Annotated in this window: 9 protein-coding genes; 1 reads left to right on the top strand and 8 read right to left on the bottom strand. The window is 47.8% G+C overall.

The genetic code is table 11. The features are described from left to right. Window positions 1-290 precede the first annotated feature (290 nt). Genes ilvA through ilvG form a run of 4 tightly spaced genes read right to left on the bottom strand, consistent with a single transcriptional unit; the run spans window position 291 to window position 5,650 of the window. Complete coding sequence (gene ilvA / locus ACK5MF_RS17605; RefSeq protein WP_416923837.1) at window positions 291-1,823, bottom strand: threonine ammonia-lyase, biosynthetic; 1,533 nt, start codon at window positions 1,821-1,823, stop codon at window positions 291-293. A gap of 4 nt (window positions 1,824-1,827) precedes the next feature. Further along, complete coding sequence (gene ilvD / locus ACK5MF_RS17600; RefSeq protein WP_416923836.1) at window positions 1,828-3,669, bottom strand: dihydroxy-acid dehydratase; 1,842 nt, start codon at window positions 3,667-3,669, stop codon at window positions 1,828-1,830. A 37-nt stretch (window positions 3,670-3,706) separates the two neighbouring features. Continuing rightward, window positions 3,707-3,991 carry an acetolactate synthase 2 small subunit gene (gene ilvM, locus ACK5MF_RS17595; protein ID WP_165309930.1) on the bottom strand — a complete coding sequence of 95 codons (285 nt, stop codon included), beginning with the start codon at window positions 3,989-3,991 and terminating at the stop codon, window positions 3,707-3,709. 12 nt (window positions 3,992-4,003) lie between these two features. Further along, window positions 4,004-5,650, bottom strand: a complete 1,647-nt coding sequence (ilvG, locus tag ACK5MF_RS17590) for an acetolactate synthase 2 catalytic subunit (RefSeq protein WP_416923835.1) — start codon at window positions 5,648-5,650, stop codon at window positions 4,004-4,006. 564 nt (window positions 5,651-6,214) lie between these two features. Here ilvG and ACK5MF_RS17585 point away from each other — a divergent pair. After that, complete coding sequence (locus ACK5MF_RS17585) at window positions 6,215-7,744, top strand: YifB family Mg chelatase-like AAA ATPase (protein WP_416923834.1); 1,530 nt, start codon at window positions 6,215-6,217, stop codon at window positions 7,742-7,744. 80 nt (window positions 7,745-7,824) lie between these two features. Here ACK5MF_RS17585 and ACK5MF_RS17580 read toward each other — a convergent pair whose 3' ends face one another. The 4 genes from ACK5MF_RS17580 to ACK5MF_RS17565 all read right to left on the bottom strand — a co-directional run. Beyond that, complete coding sequence (locus tag ACK5MF_RS17580) at window positions 7,825-8,427, bottom strand: thiol:disulfide interchange protein DsbA/DsbL (protein ID WP_416923833.1); 603 nt, start codon at window positions 8,425-8,427, stop codon at window positions 7,825-7,827. Window positions 8,428-8,473: 46 nt separating this feature from the next. Next, entirely contained in the window at window positions 8,474-9,460 is a 987-nt protein-coding gene (locus tag ACK5MF_RS17575; protein WP_416923832.1) for a serine/threonine protein kinase, read from the bottom strand. Window positions 9,461-9,516: 56 nt separating this feature from the next. Continuing rightward, complete coding sequence (ccoG, locus tag ACK5MF_RS17570; protein WP_416923831.1) at window positions 9,517-10,941, bottom strand: cytochrome c oxidase accessory protein CcoG; 1,425 nt, start codon at window positions 10,939-10,941, stop codon at window positions 9,517-9,519. A gap of 420 nt (window positions 10,942-11,361) precedes the next feature. Beyond that, window positions 11,362-11,540: IS3 family transposase (locus ACK5MF_RS17565; protein ID WP_416919125.1), on the bottom strand; the 179-nt coding region annotated here is incomplete at its 5' end.

Genomic DNA, 11,540 nt, shown 5'->3' with positions numbered 1-11,540 from the left:
TTAGATATCCCACCCTCAATCACAGTATTGGTCTGACTAAGTATTGGGCTTTGCGCTATTTTGGACGCTTACCCACCAGTACCGCCGAAACAGATTACGGTTAGTTGTGTACATCTAACTTCCTATGGCTTCCTTCAGACCCCACCGTTAGCCCGTGACGCCCTTGCCATTCGGATTGTCTTCCCCTTAGTCAGGGTGACTCCACTTTCTTTCAAGTGGACGGGTTTGCCAGCTTTGCTGGGCAAACAAAGAAAAGCCATCGAAAGTCGATGGCTTTTGTACTAAAGTTGCTATTTCGCTAAGAAGAAACGATAAGACGGGTTGTCGGTTTCATCTTTGCAGCGATAGCCCAGCTCAACCAGATGCGCGGAGAAACGTTCTAAGTCAGCTTGTTCAAGCTCAAAGCCACACAGTACGCGCCCATAGTCAGCACCGTGGTTGCGGTAGTTGAACAGACTGATGTTCCAGTGAGTGCCCAAAGTGCTGAGGAACTTGAGCAGTGCGCCCGGATATTCAGGGAATTCGAAGCTGTATAAACGCTCTTTCAATGGTTTAGACGGCTTGCCACCAATCATATAACGGGTGTGCAGTTTCGCCATTTCATCGTCAGAGAGATCCTGAACCGGATAGCCGGAAGTGCGTAGCTCTTTGATGATTGAGTTGAGTTCTTCCTGACCTCCGGCAAGGCGAACACCGACAAAAATGTTTGCCAGTTCATCGTCGCTATAACGGTAGTTAAACTCGGTCACCGCTCGGTTACCGATCAGTTGGCAGAACTTAAAGAACGCGCCTTTCTGCTCGGGAATCGTTACCGCAAGTAGCCCTTCGCGTTTTTCACCCAATTCACAACGTTCTGAAACATAACGCAGACCATGGAAGTTGGTGTTGGCGCCCGATAGCACGGTTGCTAGCTTTTTATCTTTCAGTTGGTTTTTCTCGGCGAATTTTTTCAATCCCGCCAGCGCTAGCGCTCCTGAAGGTTCGGCAATGGCGCGCGTGTCTTCAAAGATATCTTTTACTGCGGCGCAGATCTCATCACTGGATACCGTGATATGACCGTCCAGATATTGCTGGCATAGGCGGAAGGTTTCATCGCCGATGCGTTTTACCGCCACGCCGTCGGCAAACATGCTGACTTGGTCAAGTACCACTGGTTCACCTGCATCCAACGCCGCTTTTAAACAGGCTGAATCTTCAGGTTCTACCGCAATGACTTTGATTTCCGGCATCAACTGCTTAACCAGTACCGCAACCCCCGCTGCTAAACCGCCGCCGCCAACCGGGACAAAAATGTAATCGAGATGGCCGTTTTGTTGCAGCATCTCCATACCGATAGTGCCTTGACCAGCAATCACTAGCGGGTGGTCAAAAGGGGGAACAAAGGTATAGCCTTGTTCTGCTGATAGACGCTCCGCTTCTGCTTTCGCTTCGTCAAAGTTACTGCCATGCAGAATCACGTTACCGCCAAAACCACGAACTGCTTCTACCTTGATATCCGGAGTGGTGCGAGGCATGACGATGGTGGTTTTGATACCCAGCTTAGTGCCGGATAACGCCATGCCTTGTGCGTGGTTGCCCGCAGAGGCTGCGATAACACCGGCAGTTTTCTGTTCTTCGGTCAGATTCGAGACCATATTGTAAGCGCCGCGCAACTTAAATGAGTGCACCGGCTGGCGGTCTTCACGTTTGATCTGCACTTGGTTACCGATACGAGCAGACAGGCGAGGCATATCTTGCAGTGGCGTAACATTCGCCACTTCATAGACAGGAGCGCGCAGGATTTGGCGCAGATAATCTGCGCCAGTTTGTTGGCTTAAGGTCATAAATCTAGCCCTCTAGCTTAGATTTATCTCGCACTGCGCCTTTGTCAGCACTGGTTGCCATGCTGGCGTAAGCTTTTAGTGCAAAAGAAACTTCACGTTGACGATCAACCGGCTTCCAACCGAGTTTTTCTTGTTCAGCACGGCGCGCTGTGAGCTCTTGCTCTGAAACTTGAAGAAAAATAGTACGGTTTGGAATGTCGATAGAGATAGTGTCGCCTGCTTTTACCAGACCAATCGTGCCGCCGTTTGCTGCTTCCGGAGAGACGTGCCCAATGGATAGACCCGAAGTACCGCCAGAGAAACGACCGTCAGTTAATAGTGCACACTCTTTACCCAGCCCCATAGATTTTAGGTAAGTGGTTGGGTAAAGCATCTCTTGCATACCCGGACCACCTTTAGGGCCTTCGTAACGGATAACCACCACATCGCCAGATTTCACTTTGCCACCAAGAATGCCTTCAACCGCATCTTCCTGGCTTTCAAATACCACCGCTGGGCCTTCAAATTTGAGGATGCTTTCATCTACGCCGGCCGTTTTAACAATACAACCATCAAGCGCAATGTTACCGCGCAGAACTGCCAAACCACCGTCTTGGCTAAATGCGTGTTGTTTCTCGCGGATACAACCTTCTTTACGGTCAAGGTCTAACGTCTCCCAACGGCAGTCTTGCGAGAAGGCTTTAGTGGTACGAATACCGGCAGGGCCTGCACGGAAAAAGCCTTTTACCGCGTCCGAATTGGTTTGCATCACATCGTATTGGCTAAGTTGTTCTTCCATCGTTAAACCTAGCACCGTGTTGGTTTTACTATGTAACAAGCCTGCTCGGTTAAGCTCGCCTAGAATCCCCATCACGCCACCGGCGCGGTGAACATCTTCCATATGGTATTTTTGCGTCGATGGTGCCACTTTGCATAGGTGTGGGATCATACGAGACATGCGGTCGATATCGGTCATATCGAAATCGACATCACCTTCCTGAGCGGCTGCTAACAGGTGAAGAACGGTGTTGGTTGACCCCCCCATGGCGATATCCAGCGCCATCGCGTTTTCGAACGCATCTTTAGTGGCGATATTGCGTGGCAGCGCGGTGACATCATCGTGCTCGTAGTAACGTTTGGTCAGCTCTACGATGCGGCGACCGGCATTGATGAACAGCTCTTTACGGTCAGCGTGGGTTGCCAGCATAGAACCGTTACCCGGTTGAGATAGACCCAAAGCTTCCGTCAAACAGTTCATTGAGTTTGCGGTGAACATACCGGAACAAGAACCACAGGTTGGGCAGGCAGAACGTTCGACCTGCTCGCTTTGCGCGTCGGACACTTTAGGGTCAGCGCCTTGCATCATGGCATCAACCAGATCGAGCTTGATGATCTGATCAGAAAGCTTGGTTTTACCCGCTTCCATTGGGCCACCAGAAACAAAGATCACCGGAATATTAAGGCGCATAGACGCCATTAGCATCCCCGGAGTGATTTTGTCGCAGTTAGAGATACACACCATTGCGTCGGCGCAGTGTGCATTGACCATGTACTCGACTGAGTCGGCAATCAGCTCACGAGAAGGCAGTGAGTAAAGCATGCCGCCGTGACCCATTGCGATACCATCGTCAACCGCGATGGTGTTGAATTCTTTAGCGATGCCGCCTGCGGCTTCAATTTCAGCGGCAACTAGCTGACCTAAATCTTTTAGGTGAACGTGACCCGGAACGAACTGAGTGAACGAGTTGACGACCGCGATGATTGGCTTACCGAAATCTTCTTCTTTAACGCCAGTGGCACGCCATAGTGCGCGTGCTCCAGCCATGTTGCGTCCATGTGTCGTGGTGGCCGAACGGTATTTAGGCATGTTGTGTTTCCTTACCTTATTGCTTTGCCCTAAAGGCTTAAGCGCAAATTTTTTGTTGTAAATTGTTGTTTGGAAGCTCGTCATTTTTGATGTTAGTTACATCAACAGTACGAATGTCCCATAATTTTTCTATCTGATTGATTAGAGTCGAAATCGGTCTGTCACTGTCGACAATGATCTCTACGCTTGCAACCTTGCTTTCGTGGTTCTGAGTTGCTGCTACTTGTTTGATGATAAAGCCGCGGTGGCGAATGACACGCAGAACACGCTCAAGTAGTACGGGTTTATCGTCTGCTTTGATGTCGAGTAGATATCTTTGCATGGTGAGCCTCTCTTAAGTGTTCTCTAACATGTCATTGTTGGATGCGCCCGGCGGTACTAACGGCCATACGTTCTCTTCTTCATCGATCAGTACATGAAGCAGATAAGCGGTTTTGCTCTCAAGTATCTCTTTTAATGCGGGTTCAACTTCTTCTTTCTTGGTAATGGTTTTGCCCGGAATATCGAACGCTTTTGCTAGCATGACGAAGTCTGGGTTGTCGTCTAGGATAGTTTCACTGTGGCGACCATCGAAAAATAGCGATTGCCACTGACGGACCATTCCCAGGCGTTGGTTGTTCAACAGCACCATCTTGACCGGAATTTTACGCCGTTTCAGCGTGCCAAGCTCTTGAACGTTCATCATGAATGAACCGTCACCAGAAACCAGAATCGATTGGTCTTGTGGACGAGCGACCGCAGCGCCCATTGCAGCCGGCAAGCCAAAGCCCATAGTGCCCAAACCGGCAGACGAGATGAAGTTTTGTGGCATACGTGGCTGTACGTGCTGCGCTGCCCACATTTGGTGCTGACCGACGTCGGTCGAGACAATGGCGCTATCAGGCATCATGTCTGACAGTTGCTTCAACAACAGCGGTGCATAGATAAGATCGCCCGGATGGTCGTAATGCCACTTAAAGCCACTGCGCAGGCTTTCACTGTGGTGCACCCAAGATGAAATATCATGACTCAATTCTAGCTGAGGTAAGATGCTATTAATGTCACCACGTAGTGCCGCATTGGCTTTACGTAGTTTGTTAAACTCGGCTGCGTCGATATCGATATGAATGACTTTAGCGTGTGGCGCAAAGGTATCCAGCTTGCCAGTCACTCGGTCATCAAAGCGGGCACCGACTACGATCAACAAATCGCTTTCCTGAACGACTAGGTTAGCGGCTTTGGTGCCGTGCATCCCCAACATACCCAGGTAGTGTGGATCGTGGCGCTCGATGGTTCCCAACCCTTTTAATGTGCTCACCGAAGGCATTGGGTTTAAGCGCAAGAAGTTGCGCACGCAGTCGGTCGCATGAGCCAGTTGCACACCACCGCCCACATACAACACCGGACGCTCACTTTCAGCCATCAACTGTTGTGCTTTGACTAACTGTTGTGGGTCAACCTGAGGAATCGCTGGTGGGGTAAAGCTAGGTAGTGATGTCACGGGTGCCTGACCAAGTTGCACGTCTTTAGCGATATCAACGATAACTGGACCTGGGCGGCCAGTTTTAGCAACCTCAAACGCTTCAGCAAGCGTTGGCGCAAGCTCATTAATATCGGTAACGAGGTAGCTGTGCTTGGTACAAGAGAGAGACATACCTATCACATCCATTTCCTGGAAAGCGTCAGTACCAATGTGTGAACTGGCGACCTGACCTGTGATAGCAACGAGTGGAACGGAATCGAGAAAAGCATCGGCAAGGCCGGTTACAAGGTTGGTGGCTCCAGGGCCTGATGTTGCCATACAGACTGCGACGTCCTGAGTGGCTCTGGCCATGCCGATGGCAGCCATTGCAGCACCTTGTTCGTGGCGACACAGTATGTGTTCTACTCCGCCATCATACAAAGCATCATAGATGGGCATGATTGCGCCACCCGGATAACCAAAAACGGTCTTGATACCCTGCTGTTTTAAAGCGGCTACGACTAGTTGTGCTCCCGTCATCGTATGCCTCCGTTAGTGCGATTTGCACCGCTGTTGTTAGTTGTGTTGTGTTTGCACGTCATGTGCTCTCCCATTCTTCCTGACATATCCGACTAGGTATTAATCAGTATGTGCTTTTTATTTATCCCCTTGCTACTTGAAGCGGCAGTGGTGTTGTCTGCAACTTCAAGTGGTTTGGGTATAGTCTTATTGTTTTTTGTTTCAGCATAAAGGCTGTAAAAAAGCCCCCGGACTTTTCAGTGCGGGGGCTTTTTGAATCTTGGCAATTATTTTACGCCTGCAAGTCCCCGCGCGGTCTTAATAATGACCACGATAATCAGGATAATCAGTGAGTTAATGCGGGCGTTCAAATTCATCAATATGCTCTAAAAAATCGTTTTAAAAGTATGCGCAATTGTTTGCGTCTCTAGTGGTAACACACATCTCCGTTACATGACAAGCAAAAACTCATTCTTTTTTCACATTCTCGCTCTTAGCTCTCACGATATATAACAAGTACCACCCGCTAGCAGCAGGCTGAATTTGCTGCTGCGTGATTGTTAATCAAAGCATAAGGGAAAACGGATGGGACTTGCGATTATTCATAGCCGGGCAAGTGTCGGTGTGGAAGCGCCGTCGGTTACTGTGGAAGTACATATTAGTAACGGTATGCCGGGGTTTACCTTAGTCGGCTTGCCGGAAACCACAGTGAAAGAATCAAGAGATAGGGTACGTAGTGCGATCATCAATTCTCAGTTTTCTTTTCCAGCCAAGAAAATTACCGTCAATTTGGCCCCAGCAGATTTGCCCAAAGAGGGCGGCCGATTTGATTTGCCGATTGCGCTCGGGATTTTGGCCGCTTCAAACCAAATAGCACAAACATGCTTAGACAAACACGAATTCATCGGTGAACTGGCGTTATCCGGCGAGCTTCGTAGTGTGAAAGGTGTGCTTCCTGCGGCGTTGGCAGCATCTAAGAGCAAGCGTTGTCTGGTGGTTCCTCACTGGAATGGCGATCAAGCGGCTTTGGTCGATAATAAACAGCATAAGTCAGCGCAAACATTACTGGAGGTGTGTGCCGATTTGTGTGGGCAGAAAACATTGAGTCTATTTGCAAGCTCAAAGACCACACCTGAGGTGGATCATTTGCGTGATCTACAAGATATCATCGGTCAGCAGCAGGGAAAACGTGCGTTAGAAATCGCGGCGGCGGGAAATCACAACCTGTTGTTTTTGGGGCCGCCAGGTACGGGGAAAACGATGTTGGCTTCGCGTTTGTGTGACTTGCTGCCGCCAATGACGGATGCTGAAGCGATGGAGACAGCTTCGGTGGCGTCTTTGACTCAGCAAGAGATCAACATCCACAATTGGAAACGGCGGCCATTCCGCTCTCCTCATCACTCAAGTTCCATGGCGGCTTTGGTCGGGGGCGGTTCAATACCTCGTCCGGGAGAAATTTCGTTGGCTCACAACGGTCTACTTTTCCTTGATGAGATGCCAGAGTTTGAACGTAAGGTGTTAGATTCACTGCGTGAGCCTTTAGAATCGGGCGAAATTATTATTTCCCGGGCGCAAGGTAAAACGCGTTTCCCTGCTCGTTTTCAATTAGTTGGTGCTTTGAATCCCAGCCCCACGGGCTATCACGAAGGCGAGCAAGCCAGAGTCAATCCACAGGTGATTTTGCGCTATTTAAGCCGATTGTCGGGTCCACTTTTGGACCGATTCGATATGTCGATTGAAATCCCTTCGCTACCGAAGGGAACTCTGGCTAATGGCGGAGACAGGGGAGAAACAACCGCTGTGGTCAAACAAAGAGTGCTGCAAGCGCGTGAAAAAATGTTAGCGCGCAGTGGTAAGGTCAATGCGTTTTTGCAAAGCCGAGAGATAGAACAAGTTTGTCCGTTGAGCAAATCAGACGCGGAGTTTCTTGAAAATGCGTTGCACCGTTTGGGGCTCTCAGTTCGCGCTTATCATCGAATTATCAAAGTAGCGCGGACTATTGCCGATTTACAGGGGGAGCCGCAGATCAAACGTTCACATTTGGCTGAAGCATTGGGTTATCGGGCCATGGATCGGTTATTAAAGCAATTGACTTCACAATCGATTAATTACTGACGGTCTATTAATTACGGACAGTCTGCCAACAAACTTAAGGGAGCGTAAAGCTCCCTTGCGAGGATTTATTTCTGGTTAACTTATTTCTTGTTAACTAAGAAATTAACTAACTCAAAGTATTCATCCAGAGTTTCGATGCCTTGAGCTTGCACTAGGTAGTGGTTGTTGACCACGACGGCTGGAACACCGCTTAGACCGCTCTCTTGGAACTGCTTATCAAAACGACGAACCATAGAATCTACCGCGAAACCGCTGAATGCCGCATCGAATTTGCTGCCATCAATCCCTTCATCAGTGAAGATCTGACGCAGTTCCTGATCATCTTTTGGTGGCTGACGTAAGTTGTGAATACGGTTAAACATTACCGGGATCATTTTTTCTTCAACGCCAAGTGCAATCATAGTCGCGTACGCTTTGCTCATGGATTTACCCATGTTGCCACCCATGAATGAAACGTGATTTTTCTGTAGTTTCACGCCTTCAGGCAGTTTATCTTTTAATTGAGCAATGATGGGTTCAAACGAATTACAGTGTGGGCAATAGAATGAGAAATATTCTGCTACGACAGGTTTTGACGAAGGGGTGAGGTTGAGTTCTTTGTAGTGCACTCCTTCCTGAAAGTCTGTTGCGTAAGCCGAAAGGCTAACCATCAGGGTTGCAACCAGTGCAAACAGTTTTTTCATTACGGACTCCATTTTCCTTTAAAAGCAATAACTTAATATTGTGATGTTACCATTGTGGCATTAGTGAGAGCGTAGGCTCGTCTAACGCTGCGATTTGTTCTTTGAATGCGAGCACTTGACCTTCCCAGTATTTAGGGTCGTTGAACCAGGGAAAGGCGATTGGGAACGCCGGGTCGTCCCAACGTTTTGCCAGCCAAGCCATGTAGTGCACCATTCGTAGACCACGAAGTGGTTCAATTAGTTTCAATTCCGAGAGGTTAAAATCGCAAAACTCTTGGTAGCCTTCAAGCAAAATATCCAGTTGAACCAGTTTATCTTGGCGTTCGCCGTTGAGTAGCATCCATAAATCTTGTATCGCTGGACCATTGCGAGCATCATCAAGATCGACAAACATCGGACCATCACGCCATAAAATATTGCCCGGATGACAGTCACCGTGCAGGCGAATATTGGCGTGTGTGGCAGGCCATTGTTGTTCTATCTTCTTGATAAGCAAATCTAAGTCGTTGAAGAATACCTTCTCAAGGTGTAGCGGAATGCATTGGGAATTTTGCAGTAACCTTCTGGGTTGATAGAGAAACTCTTCTAAACCTAAGCTTGGTCTATGTTGAAACACTTTCTCTTCGCCAATCTTATGAATACGGCCTAAGAATCGACCAACCCATTCCAACTGCTCCTCGTTATCCACTTCAAATTGACGACCACCGACGCTGTTAAACAGAGCAAAGTGGTAGCCTTGATAGTGATGGAGACTGGTGCCATTGATGATCAGCGGTGGCGCAAGTGGGATTTCAGCCTCCGCCAATTCAAGAGCAAATTCATGTTCTTCGCGAATTTGCTCGGTTGTCCAGCGTTGCGGGCGATAAAACTTCACCACGAAACGTCGTTTATCTTCATCGACAAACTGATAGACGCGGTTTTCATAGCTGTTCAGCGCAAGAAAGCCAGATTCAGCCCGGATACCGATACTCTCTAATGCGTACCACATCAGATCTGGCGTTAAAGCGTCAAAGTGAAACGTTGCTTGAGTCATTGATTAAAAAGGGCTCATTACTGAGCCCTTTACTATAATTTTTTCGCTGATGAAGTTTAGAGCTTCTTAATAAAGCGGCTTTCTACTTCAATCGTGAATTGGTTGCTGTCGTCGCTGAGTATAAACTGAATTGTCGCAACAGGAGAACTTAAGCTATCCGGATTGGCACCCAAACTCATCGGTAAATTGACCACTTCACCCGGTTCAACCTGTACCGTTTGTTTGCCATACCAAGTGACATCACTCAGACCGGTGACATTCAGTTGGTATGCCTGAGTATGTTGTGTTTTATTGATGATTTTTAAAGTGTAAGTGTTTTCCACTTCACCTGCGCTATTGGTTCTAAACAGTTGGTTTCGGTCACGAATCACGCTTAAACCCGCGGGATCAACGGCAGCAATTTGAGCCACAAACAGCCCACACATAATCAGTAATACCGCACCATAGCCAAGCAGTTTCGGGCGCATCACTTTGGTATGTTTACCAGAAAGACGGTGTTCCGTGGTGTAGTTGATCAACCCTTTTGCATAGCCCATGCGTTCCATCGTGGTATCACAGGCATCAATACAAGCGCCACAGTTGATACATTCATATTGCAAGCCGTCGCGAATGTCGATGCCGGTAGGGCACACCTGCACACATAAATCACAGTCGATACAATCTCCTAAACCAAGCGATTTTGGATCTGCTTTGCGCGAACGAGGTCCACGTTGTTCACCACGAGTGGTGTTGTAACCCACAATGAAGGTATCTTTGTCGAACATCGCTGATTGGAAACGGGCATAAGGGCACATGTGAATACACATGATTGAGCGCATCCAACCGGCATTACCATAAGTACAAATGGCAAAAAACAGTACCCAGAATACCGGCCAGAAGGTCGCGTTTAGAGTGAAAAAATCGACAACTAAGTCGCGAACAGGAACGAAATAGCCGACAAATGTAAAACCTGTGACCAGTGCAATGGCAAACCAGGCAATATGTTTGAGTGTTTTACGTATCGCCAGCTTGGCGGTCATTTTACCTTCATCTTGTTTGCGTCGTTTGTTGGCACTGCCTTCAAGTTTTTCTTCAAACCAAATGTACATGAATGTCCAGACGGTTTGCGGGCAGAGGTAGCCACACCATACTCGTCCTAAAAACGTGGTAAGGAAGAACAATCCAAATGCGGCAATCATAAACAGCAGAGCAAGTAGCGTTAAATCTTGCGGATAAAGGGTAGTGCCGAAAAAATTGAATTGTTGGTGACCAAGATCCAACAGGATGGCCTGGCGCTCGCCATATGGGATCCAAGATATCAATCCAAAAAACAGTAATAATAGCCAACCGCCGTAACGGCGCAGTTTTTGGTATGTGCCTTTGCTTTCGCGGACATATATCCCTTTGCTTGGGTTAAATCTATCTCCTTCCTGACCTTTGTGGGTCTTGGGGTTGAAGACTTTAGGAGTCACATCCTTTATGTCTATTTTGTCCTGACTCATGAAACCATCCTTTAGGCTTTTAGGTACCATTTCTAATGACGGTACTCTTTGACATTGCTTTCCCCTTCTGCACCAACTGAGAAGGATGAGTATTATTATAATATACCCTTCCTACTTGAAGTCGCAGCGGTGTTGGCTGCGTTCGCTCACCCCAATCGCATAGTTTATCTATGCGATTGGGGATTCACTCACTTGCCGCCTACCTGCAACTCCAAGTAGTTGGGTATAAGTAGGGATTATAACGTGATCAACATTTTTATTTCTTTAAGGTAATCAATCTTTAACAATAAATACTGTTTTTTGTAGGATTAAGCCGAGAAAAAGAGCGACTCAACAGCCTAATGTCTGTCAGTTAAGCTCAAAAAGACAGAGTTATCGTTCCCACGGTCTGAAGTGACCCCATAAAGTTGGACATTTCTGTTAAGCGGCTTGCAAGGCCTGATTTCGATATTCTATCGGAGTCAGGCCTTTAAATTTCACCTTAATCCGTTTTGTATTGTAATACTCTATATATTCTTCGATATTTGCAATCAGTTCATCAGCATCAGTGAAGCTTTGACCGTGATACATCTCTGTTTTGAGTAAAGCGAAGAAGTTTT

The organism is Vibrio sp., assembly GCF_047973365.1.
Taxonomy (GTDB): domain Bacteria; phylum Pseudomonadota; class Gammaproteobacteria; order Enterobacterales; family Vibrionaceae; genus Vibrio.
Note: the sequence above shows the minus strand (reverse complement) of the source record. Positions and strands in the feature narration are given on the sequence as shown.